Genomic DNA, 17,978 nt, shown 5'->3' with positions numbered 1-17,978 from the left:
GCTCCACTACTTTCGTCGATGTTGCCTTTGATTGGCGGATGCCTGCAAGGGGCTAATCCGTCTTCTTTTTTGTGTATTCGTGCCGCGCGGCGGCGCGGCCAATCATATGCGCGCCAATCGGGGCGGTCAGCATCAGAAACAGAATGATCGCGACGACGCGCACGGTGACAGCGGCATCGCCATAAAGGATTGCACCCCCGATCAGGATCAGGCTGCTGCCCAACGTGCCCGCCTTGGTCGAGGCATGCATCCGGGTGAGGACATCAGGCAGACGCAGCACGCCAACAGCCGCGATCAATGCGAAAAAGCCGCCCAGCAGCAGGAAGATGGCGATGATAATCTCAGTCATCCTGATCCTCCTCGCCATTGGCATCGCGCCTTTCGGCATAACGGGCAAGTGCCACCGTGGCGAGGAACCCAACCAAGGCCAGAACAAGCGCCACGTCCAGCAGCGCGAGTTCGCCGGTGCTGATGGCGAGGATACCGCAGACCGCAATGAGCGTAACGGTCATCATATCCAGGGCCACGACACGGTCGGCGAGGCTTGGACCACGGGCCAGTCTGACAAACGCCACGGCAAGTGACAAAACAACGGCGACCAGCGTGATATCTTTTGAGAGGATCAGAAATTCATTCAGCGTCATTCTTCAAATACCTCTTTGACCATGCGTTCCATCCCCGATTTCAGATCGGCGATCACCGCGTCGGGATCATCGGCAAACATCGCATGCACGATCAGTGTCTTTCGGTCCGGCGTGACATCAATGCTGAGTGTACCCGGTGTCAGCGAGATCAGGTTGGTGACCAGCAGGATCTCGATATCCGATTTTACATCCAGTGGCATCTCAAGGATGGCAGGGTTGCTGAGATCTTTTGGTGTCAGCACGTCATAGGCGACGCGGATGCTCGAAACGCATAAATCATAGATGAAGAAGAGTATCAGGCGCACGATCCGCCAGGCGCGCAGGAAATAACCGCTGGGGCCACCAAAAAGCGGCTGTGCGATCCAAAGGGTGATGAACCCGATCAGAAACCCCACCAGAAACTGTGCCTGCGTAAAACTGCCCCACAGGGCGGCCCAGATGACGGCAAGCAGGATATTCAAGAGAAAGAGGTTCATGACGTCTCTCCCAACACCACAGCGATGTAGGCTGCAGGATCAAGCAGTTGATCGGCTGCGCGTTCTGCGAAGACCACGAACGGCTCTGGCATCAGGCCGATGACCATTGTCAGGACAGCGAGTGCTGCGACGGGGATAAGCAGCGGTGCGCGATTGGCGAGACCGGATAGGGCCGGTTCACGTCCGTCAGGATGGTCTTTCCAAAACGCCTCTGCCCAGATTTTTGTCATGGAGTAGATTGTCATTAGTCCCACCGCCAAGGCAATGAAGGCAACAAACCACATCTCAATGTCCAACGTGGCCTTCACGATAATATACTTCGCCCAAAAACCCGAGAGCGGCGGAAATCCGGCGAGTGAAAATGCAGGGATCAGGAACAAAAGCGCAAGAAGCGGGCTCGACTTGTATAGCCCACCGATTTTGTAGACTTCGGTTCCGCCTGTCAGTTGTCGTGCGATGCCTGCAATCAGGAAAAGGTTCGCTTTGACGATGATATGATGCACCAGATAGAAAACCGCTCCAACAATCGCCAAAGGTGTCATCAGGGCAAGGCCCAGGATCATATATCCGATCTGACTGATGATGTGGAACGACAGGATCTTGCGGAAATCCGATTGCGCCGCTGCACCCAAGACGCCTGTGACCATGGTCAGACAGGCCACCCACAAAAGCACCGTATGCGTGTAGCCAATGTCATGGTCGAAGACCATTGTGAACATGCGGATCAGGGCATAAACGCCTACCTTGGTCAGCAAACCCGCAAAGACTGCAGAGACTGAAAAGCTGGGCGTGTGATAGGCGGCAGGCAGCCAGAAAAACAGCGGAAATACCGCGGCTTTGACGCCAAAGGCCACCATGAACATCATCGCGACCACGGTCAGCATCCCCTGATCCTCGATCAGGTCGACTTTCACCGCGAGGTCGGCAAAGTTCAGCGTGCCTGTCATACCATAAAGCAGGCCGATACCGGTCAGAAACAGAATGGTTGAGATAAGGTTGAGCGCCACATACTTGACGCCTCCATCAATCTGTTCGCGGTCGCCATTCAGGATCAGAAGCCCGAATGAGGCGATCAGCATCACCTCGAACCAGACATAAAGGTTAAAAAGGTCGCCCGTCAAAAACGCGCCGGTCACACCTGCCAGCAGGATCTGGAAAAGTGCGTGATAACCAAGCCGCTCATGCCGTGCGGCCACGTCGCCCATCGCATAGATCGCCACGGCAAGCCCCGTGATCGCCGTGATCAGAACCATGACCGCCGACAACAAATCCGCCACCAGCGTGATGCCAAAGGGTGCGGCCCATTGGCCCATTTGACCGGCCAGCACACCCTGATCCAGCACGACGACCATCAGAGCGATGGCAGCACCCAGCGCTGCAGTTGAGCCTGCCACAGACACCCAGCGCCCATATGCGCCGTTGCGCAGCAGGAATGCAGCAATTGCGGTGATGAATGGGATGACCAGCGGAAGGGTCAGATACCAGCTCATGCCTGATCTTTCGGTTCGGCGACGCGCATGTCGTCAGTATTCAATGTGCCCAGGCTGTAATAGGCGCGCACAGCGAGGATCAGAGCGAAAGCAAAAAGGCCGAAACCGATCACGATGGCCGTCAGGACCAGCGCTTGGGGCAGGGCGTTTGCGACCGCACCCACCGGTGCATCAAGACCGTCAGGTACGAGTGGTGGTGCGCCGGGGGTGAGCCTGCCCGCCACGAAAATGGTCAAGTTGGCCGCGTTCGACAAAAGTATTAGCCCAAACAGGAAACGCAGCAGGTTGCGCCCCATCATCAGGTAAACGGATGCAGCGACGAGAACGCCGATCAGGATCGATAACAATTGCTCCATCAGCTTGTCTCTTCCAACGCAAAGACAATCGACAAAACAGACCCTAGAACAACAAGATAGACGCCGACATCAAAGACCAAAACGGTCGAGAGCGGCAGGCCCTTGTCATCCTCGGTTTCGCCGATGAAGAGCCATTGTCCGGTGAACAAGGCATCACCCCAGATCGCGGCCATCACCCCGGCCAGCAAAGCAATACCCAGACCGAGACCCGCGATATTTGCGGGGTCAAATCTCAGTGCGGCGCGTGCGTCCTTGGTCCCGCAGGCGATCGCATAAACCACGAAACCGGTCGCGGCAATCAGCCCGCCGATGAACCCGCCACCGGGTGCATTATGGCCGCGCAACAGCATGTAGGCCGAGAAAACCAAGAGCAGGACCACCTGCAGCCGGGCACCGGCAATCAGGATGACGGAGTTCATGTCTGGTCCTTTTCTGGTTTGCTTTTGAGAAGCGCGTAGATGCTGATCGCTGCGACAAGGACCACCGCGATCTCGCCGAAAGTGTCTAGCGCCCGGAAGTCGACGAGGATCACATTGACGATGTTCTGTCCAAAGGCTTGCGGCCAGCTAGCGGTCTGGAAGAATTCGGTCAGTTCCAGATCAATGGGGCCTGCGGTGACCACCAGCAAGACCGCTGTTGTCGCGACCCCGAGGCCGATCGCCAAAAGAGCATCCCAAGGACGGCCGCGCAGTGGCTCGGCACCCAGATGCGGCAGCCGCAAGGCAGCCGCTGCAAAAAGCACGACAATAAGCGTCTCCACCAGCAACTGGGTGATGGCCACGTCCGGCGCGCTGTAGAGGATGAAGATCATCGCGATCCCGATCCCGACAACACCGAGGCCCGCAATGGCCGCGATGCGCGAACTGGTCGCCGCCGTAAGGGCCGTGCCCAGCAGCACCAGCAAGAAGACCAACCAGTCCGCAGCCGTCACGTCAGGCACATTGATGGCGGGAAGAGCCACATCCCTCAGCCACAATGTCCCGGCCAACGCCGCGAGCGCGGTGGCAAATGTCAGAAACATGTAGCGGCGCAACACGCCGGTCTGAATCAGGCGGGTTTGCCATTTGCAAGCCGCCAATAGCCCAGCCAACAGATTGTCCCAGCCGCGATCAAAACTCGGGCTGCGGTTCACAAGATCAATCAACCAGTTCCGCAGGGCGATCTTGTAATAATAGATCGTGAAACCCAGCACGAATGTCGCAATGCTGAGCATAAGCGGCAGGTTGACCCCCGCCCAAAGCTGTAGGGGTCTTGCCTCTTCCGCGCCAGCGAGGATGGCGTCAACCGTCGGATTGACAAGCGTATTGGCCATGAGGTCCGGGAAAATCCCGAATATCGCGCCCAGAAGCGCTAGTATTAATGGGCCCGCGAGCATTGGCCACGGCGCCTCGGTGATGTTTGGCAGCGGCTCGCCCGATTTGCTCCAGAACGGGCGGAATGACACGATGCCCGCAATTGCTACCATCAAGGCGCTCGCAATCAAAATCGCGCCAGCAACCAGGATCGGCTCGGAGGCGACGGCGATTGCGCCCGCATATTTCAGCTCTTTCCCGATGAACCCGAGGAAGGGCGGAAACCCGGCCATCGACAATGCCGCAATCGCCGCTGCGGTTGCCGTGATCGGCATAGAGGGCGCGAGACCGAAAAGTTTGTTTGCATCACGCGTGCCCGTCTGATGGTCAAGGATACCGACGACGAGGAAAAGTGCTGCTTTGTATAGCGAATGCACAACAAGAAACGTCGCAGCGGCGGTAATGGTGTAGGCCGTGTCATTGCCGAGAAGTAGCGTCAGCGCACCCAGCGCCATCAAGGTTGTATAGGCAAGCGCCTGTTTGAGGTCCGTCTGGCGCAGTGCCATGACTGACGCAAAGACCATTGTGACCGCTCCCGCGATGGTCAAAGTCCAGAGCCAGACTTCGGTTCCGCTAAGCGATGGATGCATCCGCGCCATCAGGTAGACGCCTGCCTTCACCATTGTGGCAGAGTGCAGATAGGCGCTGACGGGGGTAGGTGCTGCCATCGCATTGGGCAGCCAGAAATGAAACGGGATTTGCGCCGATTTCGTGAATGTGCCGAGCAGGACGAGGATCAGGATCGGTAAGTAAAGCGCGCTTTCCGTCAGCACGCCCGGCATTGCGCGAATTTCTGACAGTTCAAACGTGCCCGCCACATTGCCAATCATGATGATCGCCGCGAGCAGGGCGAGCCCGCCAACACCCGTGACCAAAAGCGCCTGCAAGGCAGAGCGGCGCGATTTTGGGCTAGCATGACCAAACCCGATCAATAGGTAAGAGGTGATGGTAGTCAGTTCCCAGAAAACAAACAAACCCAACAGGTTATCCGACAGAACGACACCCAGCATTGCCAGCATGAAGCTGGTCAGGAATAGCGAAAAGCGCGCCTGATGCTCATGCCCTGCAAGGTAGCGCGCAGAATAAAGCATCACCAGCGCGCCAATCCCGGTGATCAGCAATGCGAAAGTCAGGCTTAGCCCATCCACCAGGAAGCTGACATTTACGCCCAGGCTCGGCACCCAGGCCCAGACAAGCCGCAAGCTTTCCCCCGCCGAGATGGCTGGGATCATCTGCGCAAAATAGACAAAAAGCACACTTGCGATCAGGACGGGCAGGATGCCAGCAGGCGTAACCCAGCGCGACGTGGATGTTGAATTCACTCGATTATTCCGGGCGGTCTAGAATTTCACTCTTGCTGCGACGTAGCGCCATCTTGAAGGGAAACAACTGATTGACCCGCAAACAAGGTTTCCTTTGCCGACATTGATCCGATGCTCATTTTTTGTCCCCGATAGCATGCATTAGACCGAGAAATAGGCGCGAGGTATTCCAAATAAAGGCAATCATGTTAGAAGGTTTGATAGGAAAAAGCTATCAACGGAACCTGCACCGATGCTCCCCAGTTTGCGCCAGCTTCGCTATTTGATTGCTGTGGCCGAGATGCGCCATTTTCGTAAAGCGGCCGAGATGCTGGGGATCAGTCAGCCGTCACTGAGCCTGCAGATCAGCAATCTTGAGGCTTTGCTGTCGGTCCGGCTGGTCGAGCGGGGCAGGGGCCCGGTCACGCTGACGCCTGAAGGGCGCGAGGTGCTGACGCGTGCACGCCGCGCTGTGGATGAGGTGCGTGGGATTGTCGACATGTCTGCGCATATACGCGGCGGCATGGCCGGAACGATCCGCCTGGGCACGACACCAACGATTGGCCCCTATCTGCTGCCTTTTGTTGTCGAAAGGCTGCACGCCCAATACCCTGACTTGCGGCTTTACATCCGCGAAAGCGCGGCGCCCGATCTGCGCAGCGGTCTGATCGAGGGGCAACACGATGTGATCCTGACACAATTGCCGGAGCCGGGGGCGGATCTAGCGTCAAAGCGGCTCTTCCGGGAACCATTTGTGCTGGCCGTCGCGTCAGATCATCCGCTGGCACAGAAACCGAGCGTGGCCGAAAATGCGTTATCGGGCGAGACGATGTTGTCGCTGGGTCCGGATCACGCCATGCATGCGCAGATTGCTGCCCTATGCCAAGAGCACGGTGCAGTGTTGGCGCGCGATTATGAAGGCACCAGCCTTGATGCGATCCGGCAAATGGTTGGTATGGGGATGGGGGTGGCGTGTTTGCCGCGACTTTACGCGCGGTCCGAAATTGACGGGCGCAGCAGCAATGTCACCGTCATTCCGTTTCAGCGCAATATCATGATGCGGGCCATTGGCCTTGTCTGGCGGGTAAGCTCGCGCGCTGACATGTTTGAGCAGCTTTCACAGACGATCATGCGCGCCGCACGACAGGATCTGCGCGATGGGCCGTCGCCCATTCTCGTGGACTAGGCGGTTCTTACCCGCGCCAGCTGCGAATGGGGCCGCAATCCATATGGACGAAGTTAGAGCGTGCATACCGCCCAACGCCACCGGCACGGCAGGCGATTGCGGCATTCGCCATCTGGGTTGGTGTGCGGCTGGTCAGTCGCAGATCGGCGGCCTGACCGCGCATGTGCAAAGAATTGCGCGCCACGCCGGATGAACGCGATCGCAGCATGTTGTTTGTCTGTGGTGATCTGTAGCCCGACAACAGCAGATAGGGCTCACTTGTGTCCATCAGGTTCAGTGCGGCCGACATAATGTCAATTGTACGCAGATCCATCTGTACGGCTTCGCCAGTACGCCAATCCCGCATGTGCACGTTAATCTCGCGCACGGCTTCGGCGATATACTCACCTTCGATCCAGTAAATCGTATCGAGATATTCGCCGGTTCGCCCGGAGTGCATTCCGATACGGCGAATGTCGCCTGCGCCACGCAAAAAGCCAGCTGCTTTGGAATATGTTGGTGCTGCGGCAACCGCTGTTGCGGCAAAAGCACCCAACAATCCACGCCGGGATATACCCGCGGAAGTCGTTTTCGTCATGTTTATTGCGCCTGTCCCGTCGCCCATCTTTATCCGCTTTGAAGCGGATTACTGCCGTTAGCCCCCAAGATGTTCTCACTTTATGACATGTTTTGATTCGTTGACCAAGCATTGTTTACCACGTTGGGCGTTAACGTCGGGCAAATCGGCGAGAATCTGCGCAAGATTGGTAAAGTTTTTTTACCTCTTGGGGTCGATTGGCTGCATTTCCGCAACATCTGGGCGGGCGGGGTTCGGGTTCAACGGTTTATGAATAGACTTACGCAAGGTATGGATATTCATACTCACATCGAAGCTGCCACCACATTACCGTGCTTTTAAGTCTTACCAAGGGTTAGCCATTATGCGATTTGTCCCATTGCAGAACCAGTTGTTTTTATTGCGTTTTCTTTCTGTTTTTTCCGCTTTCCTTCTTGTCGTTTTGTCGGCAGCACCAGTGCAGGCAAGAGTGACAGAGTTCAATCAGGCCGTCGCCGAAGCTGCTTCCCGCGACCCCGATCTTGCTGCGTTCTATCGCGCGCGAAACTTCGAAGGGATTTGGAGCAATCGCGGTGACCGTGCCCGTCGCAACGCCCTGATCACCGCGTTTTCGTCGGCGGGCGATCATGGATTGCCTACTGCGCGCTACGATGCAGAGGCGCTGATGGCGCAATTGCAATCCGCCCAGACGCCAGCCGAACAAGGCCGGCTCGAAGTCGAACTCAGCCGACTCTTCTTAGAATATGCGCGTGATGTGCAGACGGGCATGCTGATCCCGTCGCAGGTGATCGGGAGCATTCACCGGCAGGTCCCTTACCGGCCGCGGTTGCAGACTTTGCAGGCCTTCGCGCAATCCAATCCGGCGGCTTTCCTGCGCGCATTGCCGCCCAACTCACCCGAATACACGCGCCTGATGCGGCAAAAAATGGCGATGGAGCGTCTGGTGGCGACAGGCGGCTGGGGCGCGGTTGTTCCTGGAAACAAGCTGGAGCGTGGGGATACGGGATCAGGTGTCGTTGCGCTCCGTAATCGTCTGATTGCAATGGGTTTTCTTGGTCGGACCAACACTCAAACCTATGACGACACAATTGTCGCAGCGGTTCAACGCTTTCAACAAGCGCATGGCCTTGCCACCGATGGCACGGCAGGTCCAGGCACGTTGCGCGAGATCAACCGGAGTGTTGTGGAACGCCTGCAATCCGTCATTGTCGCAATGGAGCGGGAAAGGTGGATCAACCGCCCAAAGGGCGAACGCCACATCTGGGTGAACCTGACAGATTTTTCGGCACAGATTATCGACAACGATGTGGTGACGTTCTCGACCCGATCGGTGATCGGCGCGCGCGAGGATGATCGGGAAAGCCCCGAATTCTCGGATGTCATGGAGTTCATGGTCATCAATCCCAGCTGGTACGTCCCACGCTCCATCATCACCAAGGAGTATCTGCCGCAGCTTCAGCGTAATCCGAACGCGGTCAGCCAATTGATCATCACCGATACACGTGGCCGCGTGGTTGATCGCAATGCTGTTGATTTCACGCGCTACAGTCGGACGAACTTCCCGTATTCCATGCGTCAGCCACCCAGCCGGGGGAATGCATTGGGTCTTGTGAAGTTCATGTTCCCGAACCGTTATAACATCTATCTGCACGACACTCCGGCCAAGAGCCTGTTTAGCCGCGAAACCCGTGCCTACAGCCATGGCTGCATTCGCCTCGCGGACCCGTTCGACTTCGCTTATGCGCTGCTGGCACCGCAAACATCTGATCCCGAAGGTCTTTTCCAGGCTGAGTTGCGGACGGGTCGCGAGCGTCGGGTTGATCTGGCCGATCCTGTGCCGGTGCATCTGGTCTATCGCACGGCCTTTACTCAAGCCGAGGGCCCAATGCAGTACCGCCGAGATGTCTATGGTCGTGACGCCCGCATCTGGAACGCGCTGGCGCGCGAAGGGGTGGTGATCCGCGCCGTGGGCGGCTAAATCAGCCCCCAAACCAACGCGGGGGCATCATGGCGCATTCGATCAAGGACATTGCGGCTGCACTGGGGGCCGAGGCTCTTGGGGCAGTCGATTTGCGCGTCGTCGGTGCCTCGGAGCCTGGCAATGCAGGACCTGACGACCTCGCCTTGGCGATGAGCCCGGCCTATGGTGACGCCTTGCGCAATGGCAATGCGCGCGCTGCTGTTTTGTGGGCGGGCGCTGACTGGCAGGAGTTTGGGCTGGAGGCTGCGATCATCGCGCCACGTGCGCGTTTGGCTATGGCTCGGCTGACGCAAATGCTAGATCAGCCTTTGCCGCGTGACGGTATATCACCACATGCCCTGATTGATCCGACGGCCAGAATTGGTGCGGATGTCTCAATTGGCCCGTTCAGCGTGATTGGCCCGGATGCAGAAATCGGGGCGGGGGGTTGGATTGGCGATCAAGTGAGCATCGGGGCAGGCGTCACCGTGGGTGAGGAGGCATGTATCCACGCCGGTACGCGGGTGCAACGCGGGGTGAAGATTGGGGCGCGGGTGATCCTGCAGCCCAATGTGGCCATCGGCGGTGACGGGTTTTCCTTCGTTAGCGTGGAGCCGGCCAATGTCGAAATCGCGCGCAGCACACTTGGCAAGGACTCCATGACGCCGCCGGAGGATCCGACATGGCACCGCATCCACTCGCTGGGCAGTGTTGTCATCGGCGACGATGTTGAGGTTGGGGCAAATGCCACCATTGATGCGGGCACGATCCGTGCCACGCAGATCGGCGACGGCACCAAGATCGACAACCTTGTTCAGGTCGGTCACAACGTTATTGTGGGCACGCATTGTCTACTCTGCGCGCAGGCCGGTGTCGCCGGGTCAACCGTCATCGGTGACCGTGTTGTCGTGGGCGGCAAGGCCGGGGTGGCGGACAACCTGACGGTTGGGGACGACGTGGTTTTGGGCGGCGGCACTGTCGTCCTGTCAAACGTGCCTGCCGGGCGGGTCATGATGGGCTATCCCGCCACGCGCATGCAGACCCATATCGATAGCTACAAGGCCCTGCGCCGCCTGCCACGCATTCTGCGTGATCTGACAAAACGCTAAAACGGTATTTCAAACGCGGATCAAAGTGACTACATCACGCGCGGGAAGAGGATCATGCAAGGGTGGATCGGGCGAGATGAGCATCAAGGACAAGGTCATCAGCATTCTCGCCGAGCAGGCGCTGCTGGAGCCCGGCGATATCGCACTTGATCAGACGCTTGATGATATCGGTCTCGACTCCATGGGACTTGTCGAGAGTATCTTTGCGATTGAAGAGGCCTTCGATATCTCGGTGCCGTTCAACGCCAACGAACCCAATTCCGGCGATTTTGACATCTCATCCATCGGCGCGATTATCGACGCGGTAGGCAAGCTTGTGGCGGCGCAAGGCAAGTAGATGCGACGCGTCGTCATCACGGGGGCTGGCACGATCAATCCGCTTGGCGCGGATGTTGCCCAAACCTTTGTTGCCATGCGCGAAGGGCATTGCGGGATCGGCAAGCTTGAGATCGCTGATGTCGACCGCCTCTCAATCCAGATCGGCGGGCAGATTAAGGGCTATGATGAAGCGGCGCATTTCAATCGCCAGCAAATCGCACTTTACGACCGTTTCACCCAGTTCACGCTACTCGCCGCGCGTGAGGCGATTGCACAATCCGGCCTCAGCTTTTCGGGCGCTCTCGCGGACAATTCGGGCGTCGTGTTGGGCACTTCAGGCGGCGGGCTAAACACGCAAGACGACAATTACCGTGCCGTCTACGAGGCGGGCAAAAACCGCGTGCACCCGTTCATCGTGCCCAAACTCATGAACAACGCCGCCGCGAGCCATGTGTCGATGGAATGGAACCTACGCGGCCCGTCTTTCACCGTGGCGACTGCCTGCGCCTCATCAAACCATGCGATGGGGCAGGCTTTTAATATGGTGCGCTGCGGCATGGCCAAGGTTATGATCACCGGCGGGTCCGAGGCGATGCTGTGTTTTGGCGGGATCAAGGCCTGGGAAGGTCTGCGCGTGATGTCCAAGGATGCCTGCCGCCCGTTTTCAGCCACGCGCAACGGCATGGTGCAGGGCGAAGGCGCGGGGGTCTTCGTCTTTGAAGAATATGAACACGCCAAGGCCCGTGGCGCAGAAATCCTGTGCGAGGTTGTCGGCTTTGCCATGTCCTCTGACGCGTCCGACATCGTCATGCCGTCAAAACAGGGCGCCGCACGGGCGATCGCGGGTGCTTTGAAAGATGCTCGGCTGCCCAAGGAAAGCGTCGGCTATGTGAATGCCCATGGCACGGGAACTGCGGCGAATGACAAAACCGAATGCGCAGCGGTTGCAGATGTCTTCGGCGCGCACGCCGATATGCTGATGATGTCGTCCACCAAATCAATGCATGGGCACCTGATCGGCGGCACCGGGGCGGTGGAGCTTTTGGCCTGCATCATGGCGCTCAAGGACGGGATTGTTGCCCCAACAATCGGTTATGAAGAACCCGATCCTGAATGCGCTCTGGATGTCGTACCCAATGTGGCGCGTGATGCCGATATTGATGTAGCACTCACAAATGCTTTCGCATTTGGTGGACTTAACGCGGTGCTGGCCCTGCGCAAGCACGCGTAGCGCTTACTCGACCACCGCGCTGCTATCAAAACCTGCGGTAAAACCGATGAGCGAGACATCGAGAACAACGTCTTGATCGGGGTCGGCGGCAGGTACAAGCCGGATCGTCGCGACGTTACCACGCTTGAATTGCTGCACTTCTGCCTCGGTAAAACCAAGCCGCGCGACACACCCACCTGGATTGCAGAAAGTGAACGGATAGCGCCGTGCATTTGCCCCATCGACGGCCAGCGTCAGTTGTTGCGTCAGCAATGTCTCTAGCGGGACAACAATTGTGGCCCCCGCAGCGGCGCGTGAACCGGGCGGCAGGCGGAACAGATTGAACTCGGCGACCGCAACGCCAGCATCGTTCTCAAGGAGCTGATAGAGGTTGCAAGGATCGTCCTGACCTTCAGGCGTCTTGACGCACCGCATCTCCCAATCGCCAAATTCCTGCCGCACATAGGCCTGGCCAACTTGCGGGCCAACCGGCTCACCAAGGTTCAGATCGGGTGGTGTTGTATCCGTCGCTTCATCTGCTGTTGTTTCTGTCGCTTCTTGCGCGATTGCGGTCCCTCCAAGCGCGATCAACAGAATAAGCGGTAGAGATTTCAGCAGTGGATGCATTGACGTTTGTCCCTTCGATCTTTCGCGGCGATGTAGCATGGGGTCAGGGCCATGTCAGGGCCAAAACACCGGGCGCGGGCAAAGTCTCGCTCACTTTTTCGCGGGGTGGAAAACAAGAAAAAGGGCCCAAACAGGACCCTTCTTCATGTTCTCCCTGTCGGACTTGGCCGACGAATTGCGGAGAAGCTACGCAATGGCATGGTGCCCGTCAACTGGGAATCTTTGACAAAACTGTTACGAACCTGGCAACGATCGCGCCACGAAAAAAGCCGTGCCCGAAGGCACGGCCAGTCTAACAGGGAGGAAGTATGGCCTGCCGGACAACAAAGCCGGAAAGCCATGCTTGGACACTGGCACGAACTGGTTAAGAATGTATTTTGACTGAGAATTTAGTGGGGACCCCTTTACATGAGCGATCATATTTTCATGGGTGGCGGCGGTGAGGCGTACGGCGCGCCGCAGGTTTTGCGCCTGGACAAGGCGAACCGACATGGCCTGATTGCCGGTGCGACAGGCACGGGCAAGACCGTGACATTACAGATCATGGCCGAGGGGTTTTCGGCAGCTGGCGTGCCGGTGTTCCTCTCTGATGTCAAAGGTGATCTGTCGGGTCTTGCCGCCTCGGGCACGGCGGAGTTCAAGCTGCACGAGGCCTTCACCAAACGCGCCGACACAATAGGGCTTGACCTGACTTATGACAGCTTTCCGGTCACGTTTTGGGACCTTTTCGGCAAGCAGGGCCATCCGATACGCGCTACGGTTGCCGAGATGGGGCCGCTTTTGCTCGCCCGTTTGATGGAATTGACCGACGCGCAAGAGGGTGTCCTGAATGTCGCCTTCCGCGTGGCCGATGAAGAGGGGCTGCCGCTTCTTGATCTGAAGGATCTGCGCGCGCTTCTGGTCTGGGTCGGGCAGAATGCGAGCGAATTGTCGCTGCGCTATGGCAATGTCGCATCCTCGTCTGTGGGTGCAATCCAACGTCAATTGCTTGTGCTGGAGAACCAGGGCGGTGACGCACTGTTCGGTGAGCCCGCCTTGCAACTCTCCGACATGATGCGCACGCGCGACGGGCGGGGCGAGATCAACATCCTTGCCGCCGATCAGCTCATGGGCAGCCCACGCCTTTATGCGACATTCCTGTTGTGGCTGCTCTCCGAACTCTTCGAGGAACTGCCTGAGGTCGGCAACCCAGACAAGCCAAAACTGGTTTTCTTCTTCGATGAGGCGCATCTGCTTTTTGACGACGCGCCAAAGGCATTGGTGGACAAGGTTGAGCAAGTGGCACGTCTCATCCGGTCCAAAGGCGTCGGCGTCTATTTCGTGACGCAAAATCCTGGCGATGTCCCCGAAGACGTCCTCGGCCAGTTGGGTAATCGCGTGCAGCATGCCTTGCGTGCCTTCACCGCCAAGGACCGCAAAGAGCTGAAAACAGCCGCCGAAACCTATCGCGACAATCCCGCCTTCGACACAGCGGAAGCCATTCAGGAGGTCGGCACGGGTGAGGCGGTGACGTCATTCCTCGACAAAAAGGGAATCCCCATGATCGTGGAGCGCACCTTGATCCGGCCTCCATCCTCACAGCTTGGCCCGATTGATGCGCCGACCCGCAAGGCAATCATGGCAGCCTCGGATATGGCAGGCAAATACGATCAGGCTGTCGACCGCGACAGTGCCTTTGAAATGCTCCGAAAACGCGCAGATGCGGCGGCGCAAGCTGCGGAGGAGGCTGAAGCCGCCGAAGCATTGTTGGACGAAAAGGCGCGCGAGTTCAAAGCCGCGCGCCGCTTCAGCGCAGGTCAGCCTCGTAGCACGCGCGCATCTAGCCGGTCATCAGGTGACAGTTTCGGCAGCGCGCTCGCCTCGGTCGTTGTGAAGGAACTGAAGGGCACAACCGGTCGCAGACTGGTCCGCGGTGTCCTGGGTAGCTTGTTTAAGGGGAGATAGGTTGGACGGTCGATACTAGAATGGCCCTATGTGGTGCGCAGTGAAGCCGCAGCAGGCCACGCAAATTGCGGTCAAATTCCTGACAAATGCGGTGCTGGCGTCGCGTAACACGGTTGCGGTATCCTCGCTAAACACATGATGCGCGCGCAAGCCGTGTCTTGCGCGCGACATTTTTCCGCTTGATGGCAGTTAATGGTTTCTGCCGAGTCACGATGAGTGCAGTTTCTTGACTTGCTGCGCACTACCTCGTTGGCCTTTTCGGCGGCGTCGGCGCGTCGCCAGAGGGTGATCGCATTACACCTGTCACGGTTGTCGATGGGATCTCAAGTTCATCAATAAGCGCGCTGTCCAGTTCTGCCCTGAAGTCATCGCTTACGCGAGAGCCGTCTTCAGATGCTGGCCGGGCGCTCAGCTCTTCCAAGAGGATCTCCAACTGCTCGATCTCGTTGTCAATCTTTATGAGATCTATGAGAGTACCGTCCTCCCATCGTGGCAGTTCTGGTGGCGTGAGTTCTGGTGTTTTCCTGAACATCGACATGGGGTCCTTTGCAAAGGACATGAGCGATGTTGCTGCGCCGTTAAAGAGGCCGACTAGACGTTTGCCCAGGTCTGAAATGGACCTAATTGGCGGCTGTTCACGCTTATATGCGCCAGTCTGCTGGTTGTATTCATGTTTCTCTTTGATGAATTCGGCGACCCGTTTATGCGCTTCTTCCCCCAATGCTTTGAGTTCAGCAAGATCACGCTCTGGGTCAAGGCTGTCAGCATGGGTCCGTGTGTCCCGATCGCTGAAATCGAGGTGGTCTAGCCGATAGCTGTCAAAGTTCGGCCTTATGCCAAGACCGACCCCAGAGCCACGCTCATCTACACCTTTTTCAGGGATCCACAGCAGGTTGTTATAGTCTTCGTTCGCATCAGTACCTTTGATATTGACCGTATCGCCAGAGCCGAAGCTCTGAATGCTCAAACGGTTCGGTAAATCGCCATCGCGTTGATTGGCGACAATGCCTTTAAATTCGGTGCCGGATCCGGACTGTGTATTGGCCATTGCGCGCTTCTCAAAGGCGCTTAAGGAGTATCTTCCACTGTCCGTCGCCACAGGCGGTGCTCCCTTCTCGAAAGAGCTGATTTTTAGGTTGGCAACGGTCGGGTCTTTAACGCCGGTGTTTGCTGCTTCCGTGTCGACGTGCTGCGTTGGTATCAGTCCTGTCGTGCCAGGTACGTTTGTCGTTGGGGCGCTCACCTTAAATACTCCTTTCTGCTGAATTGACCCAACGATAGCGCAGTCAATCATCGCTGCTGTGTCGTTTAGGACTGTGAGGCAGGTTCGCTAGCTGCTTTTGTGGAAATAGATCAGGGCGATGACCATCGCATATCCGCACCGGCAGATGCGGAAGGCGCTGTGTCTATTTGTGCTGTCTGGAAGCCGTGTTCGTGATGGCGCAAAGTGGGACAGCTCAATGCTGTAACGGCGATTTGGCCGCTGCGGTATTCTGCGCGTATGAAGGCAAGCGCGGGTCTGTCGCGAGCGGCATCGACTAGCAAATTACGACCGAATGTCAGAGCGACGACATCCAATATCGCTTCGGAACAAACAGGCACCCGAAGTTTTCCGGGTGCCCGCCTATTCAATTGCCAATGGCGATCCCTTCGCGCCGCGGATCGGCCCCGCCTGAGAGCGTGTCCCCGATGCTGATCGCATGCAGGCCCGAGTTCAGGCCGCGTATGTTTACCTCGTAGCCCAACTCGGTCAGTGGCGCTTCGAACGCGACAGCATCCGTGCCTTCCTCCAGATCATAGGTGCCGAACCGGTTGACGAGATGCGGCATCGCGATAGCGGCCTGAACGTCCATACCCCATTCCAGATGGGCCATGATCGTCTTGGCAACATAGCCGATGATGCGGCTGCCGCCCGGGCTGCCGATCACCAGAACAGGCGCGCCATCCTCCATCACAATGGTCGGCGACATGGATGAGCGGGGGCGTTTGCCGGGTTCCACGCGGTTGGCGATAGGATAGCCGTTGCTGTGTGTGGCAAAGGAGAAGTCCGTCAGCTCGTTATTCAGCAGGAACCCTCGCACAAACAGTCGAGAGCCAAAGCCGTTCTCGATCGTCGTCGTCATCGACAGGGCGTTGCCGTAGCTGTCGACGATGGAGATATGCGAGGTCGACGGGAATTCTAGGCTCACATCATCGCCCCAGAGCTGGGCATGGTCCCATTCGGGCTCACCGGGGCTGACCTCTGGCAGGGCAACGAAGCCATCGGTGCGGTCCCCCTCGATCAGGTTTGCGCGTTCTTCCAGATAGAAGGGGTCAACCAAGCCTTCCGTCGGCATGGGCACAAAGTCACTATCCGCCATGTAGCGGCCGCGATCCGCAAAGGCGAGGCGGGAAGCATCGCCGATCAGCCGCCAGACATCGGGGTCCGTCGGGTCATCGAAAACGAAGTTGTCCATGATCCCCAGGATCTGCCCAACCGTCAGCGCACCGGATGAGGGTGGGCCCATGCCGCAGACCTCGTAGGCGCGGAAGGCAACGCAGACCGGGTCCCGTTCAGCAACGTTATAAAGCGCTAGGTCAAGCGTGGACAGAACACCCGGATTGCCTTCGGCATTGCGCACAGTGGCCACGATATCCTCGGCAATCGGGCCGGTATAGAACGCCTCCGTCCCCCGGGCCGCGATCTGGCGTAGCGTGTCGGCATAGGCCGGGTTCTGCAACGTGTCTCCAGCAGCGAGAGCGGTACCGCCGGGGTAGAAGTAATCGGCAGTGGCCGGGAAGCGCTGCAGCCTTTCTTCATCGCGCGCTACCATCATCGCAAGGCGGGGGGACACGACAAATCCATCTTCGGCCAGCGTGATTGCGGGTGCCAAGAGGTCCCCCCAATTCGCACGTCCCCAACGCCGATGTGCATCTTCCATGAGTTTCGGCGTGCCAGGCGTGCCGACAGAAAGGCCGCCGACTACCGCATCAAAAAATCCAAGGCGTTCGCCGTTTTCATCCTGAAACAGGGTGGGTGTGGCGGCGAGCGGAGCGGTTTCGCGTCCATCAAGCGTGGTCACTTCGCCGGAAGCGGCATCATACCAGACGAGGAACGCACCACCGCCTAAACCGGATGATTGCGGCTCAACAAGGCCCAGAACGGCTTGGACCGCGACCATCGCGTCCGCCGCAGTGCCGCCTTCGGCCAGAACCTGGGCCCCGGCCTCAACAGCCAAGGGGTTTGCGGCGGCGACCATCCAGTCATCGGCCGTGACAGGCACGCCTTCCGCCTTGGCGGCAAGGGCTGCCTCGGCTGCCTCTGACAGGTTTTCAAAGGCGGATATGCCGGTGTCTTCTTCGGGGGCGACGGCGTCTGCGGCCTGTTGGGCAAAGGCCGGGGTGACAAGAAACAAGGTTAACAAACACGATGGAAACAATTGGCGTAAGGTCATGATCGTCCTCGTTTT

17 protein-coding genes are annotated in these 17,978 nt (G+C 58.0%); 6 read left to right on the top strand and 11 right to left on the bottom strand.

The features are described 5' to 3' along the window. Positions 1-52: 52 nt before the first annotated feature. Genes mnhG through SLH47_RS06815 form a run of 7 tightly spaced genes read right to left on the bottom strand, consistent with a single transcriptional unit; the run spans position 53 to position 5,640 of the window. Positions 53-349 carry a monovalent cation/H(+) antiporter subunit G gene (gene mnhG / locus SLH47_RS06845; RefSeq protein WP_320238723.1) on the bottom strand — a complete coding sequence of 99 codons (297 nt, stop codon included), beginning with the start codon at positions 347-349 and terminating at the stop codon, positions 53-55. After that, positions 342-644, bottom strand: coding sequence for a monovalent cation/H+ antiporter complex subunit F (locus tag SLH47_RS06840; protein WP_320238722.1), 303 nt, complete (start codon positions 642-644; stop codon positions 342-344). The genes mnhG and SLH47_RS06840 overlap by 8 nt, the downstream gene beginning before the upstream one ends. Continuing rightward, positions 641-1,120, bottom strand: coding sequence for a Na+/H+ antiporter subunit E (locus SLH47_RS06835; protein WP_320238721.1), 480 nt, complete (start codon positions 1,118-1,120; stop codon positions 641-643). Before SLH47_RS06835 ends, SLH47_RS06840 begins: the two co-directional genes overlap by 4 nt. Next, positions 1,117-2,610, bottom strand: coding sequence for a Na+/H+ antiporter subunit D (locus SLH47_RS06830; protein WP_320238720.1), 1,494 nt, complete (start codon positions 2,608-2,610; stop codon positions 1,117-1,119). The genes SLH47_RS06835 and SLH47_RS06830 overlap by 4 nt, the downstream gene beginning before the upstream one ends. After that, positions 2,607-2,966, bottom strand: a complete 360-nt coding sequence (locus SLH47_RS06825; RefSeq protein WP_320238719.1) for a Na+/H+ antiporter subunit C — start codon at positions 2,964-2,966, stop codon at positions 2,607-2,609. Before SLH47_RS06825 ends, SLH47_RS06830 begins: the two co-directional genes overlap by 4 nt. Continuing rightward, positions 2,966-3,385 (bottom strand): Na+/H+ antiporter subunit B, encoded by a 420-nt coding sequence (locus SLH47_RS06820; protein ID WP_320238718.1) that lies wholly within the window; start codon positions 3,383-3,385, stop codon positions 2,966-2,968. The genes SLH47_RS06825 and SLH47_RS06820 overlap by 1 nt, the downstream gene beginning before the upstream one ends. Next, positions 3,382-5,640 (bottom strand): putative monovalent cation/H+ antiporter subunit A, encoded by a 2,259-nt coding sequence (locus SLH47_RS06815; RefSeq protein WP_320238717.1) that lies wholly within the window; start codon positions 5,638-5,640, stop codon positions 3,382-3,384. Before SLH47_RS06815 ends, SLH47_RS06820 begins: the two co-directional genes overlap by 4 nt. Positions 5,641-5,872: 232 nt before the next feature. Between SLH47_RS06815 and SLH47_RS06810 the strand changes: the two genes are divergently transcribed. Next, positions 5,873-6,805: a hydrogen peroxide-inducible genes activator gene (locus SLH47_RS06810; protein ID WP_320238716.1), complete on the top strand. Its 933-nt coding sequence runs from the start codon at positions 5,873-5,875 to the stop codon at positions 6,803-6,805. A gap of 7 nt (positions 6,806-6,812) precedes the next feature. On the opposite strand, the gene SLH47_RS06805 is transcribed toward SLH47_RS06810, so the two are convergent. After that, a complete protein-coding gene (locus tag SLH47_RS06805) occupies positions 6,813-7,382 on the bottom strand; it encodes a YcbK family protein (RefSeq protein ID WP_320238715.1) in 570 nt (189 codons plus the stop codon). 343 nt (positions 7,383-7,725) lie between these two features. Here SLH47_RS06805 and SLH47_RS06800 point away from each other — a divergent pair, with 343 nt between their 5' ends. The 4 genes from SLH47_RS06800 to SLH47_RS06785 all read left to right on the top strand — a co-directional run bounded on the left by SLH47_RS06800 (position 7,726) and on the right by SLH47_RS06785 (position 11,979). Continuing rightward, positions 7,726-9,339, top strand: a complete 1,614-nt coding sequence (locus tag SLH47_RS06800; protein WP_320238714.1) for a L,D-transpeptidase family protein — start codon at positions 7,726-7,728, stop codon at positions 9,337-9,339. 29 nt (positions 9,340-9,368) lie between these two features. Further along, positions 9,369-10,430, top strand: coding sequence for a UDP-3-O-(3-hydroxymyristoyl)glucosamine N-acyltransferase (gene lpxD / locus SLH47_RS06795; RefSeq protein ID WP_320238713.1), 1,062 nt, complete (start codon positions 9,369-9,371; stop codon positions 10,428-10,430). 76 nt (positions 10,431-10,506) lie between these two features. Further along, positions 10,507-10,767 (top strand): acyl carrier protein, encoded by a 261-nt coding sequence (locus SLH47_RS06790; RefSeq protein WP_320238712.1) that lies wholly within the window; start codon positions 10,507-10,509, stop codon positions 10,765-10,767. After that, the gene (locus SLH47_RS06785) at positions 10,768-11,979 is read left to right on the top strand and encodes a beta-ketoacyl-[acyl-carrier-protein] synthase family protein (RefSeq protein WP_320238711.1); all 1,212 of its coding nucleotides are present in this window, start codon (positions 10,768-10,770) and stop codon (positions 11,977-11,979) included. Between the two features lie 3 nt (positions 11,980-11,982). Here the strand turns inward: SLH47_RS06785 and SLH47_RS06780 are convergent, their stop codons facing one another. Further along, complete coding sequence (locus SLH47_RS06780; protein WP_320238710.1) at positions 11,983-12,585, bottom strand: invasion associated locus B family protein; 603 nt, start codon at positions 12,583-12,585, stop codon at positions 11,983-11,985. 408 nt (positions 12,586-12,993) lie between these two features. Here SLH47_RS06780 and SLH47_RS06775 point away from each other — a divergent pair, with 408 nt between their 5' ends. After that, a complete protein-coding gene (locus SLH47_RS06775; protein ID WP_320238709.1) occupies positions 12,994-14,529 on the top strand; it encodes a helicase HerA-like domain-containing protein in 1,536 nt (511 codons plus the stop codon). A gap of 241 nt (positions 14,530-14,770) precedes the next feature. Here SLH47_RS06775 and SLH47_RS06770 read toward each other — a convergent pair whose 3' ends face one another. Both SLH47_RS06770 and ggt read right to left on the bottom strand, forming a co-directional pair. Further along, entirely contained in the window at positions 14,771-15,772 is a 1,002-nt protein-coding gene (locus tag SLH47_RS06770) for a hypothetical protein (protein WP_320238708.1), read from the bottom strand. 385 nt (positions 15,773-16,157) lie between these two features. After that, positions 16,158-17,963, bottom strand: a complete 1,806-nt coding sequence (ggt, locus tag SLH47_RS06765; protein WP_320238707.1) for a gamma-glutamyltransferase — start codon at positions 17,961-17,963, stop codon at positions 16,158-16,160. Positions 17,964-17,978 lie beyond the last annotated feature (15 nt).

Origin of the sequence: Cognatiyoonia sp. IB215182 (assembly GCF_033963905.1) — a bacterium.
In the GTDB taxonomy this organism is placed as follows: domain Bacteria; phylum Pseudomonadota; class Alphaproteobacteria; order Rhodobacterales; family Rhodobacteraceae; genus Yoonia.
The sequence above is the reverse complement of the archived record's forward strand: the minus strand, read 5'-3'. Positions and strand labels throughout refer to the sequence as shown.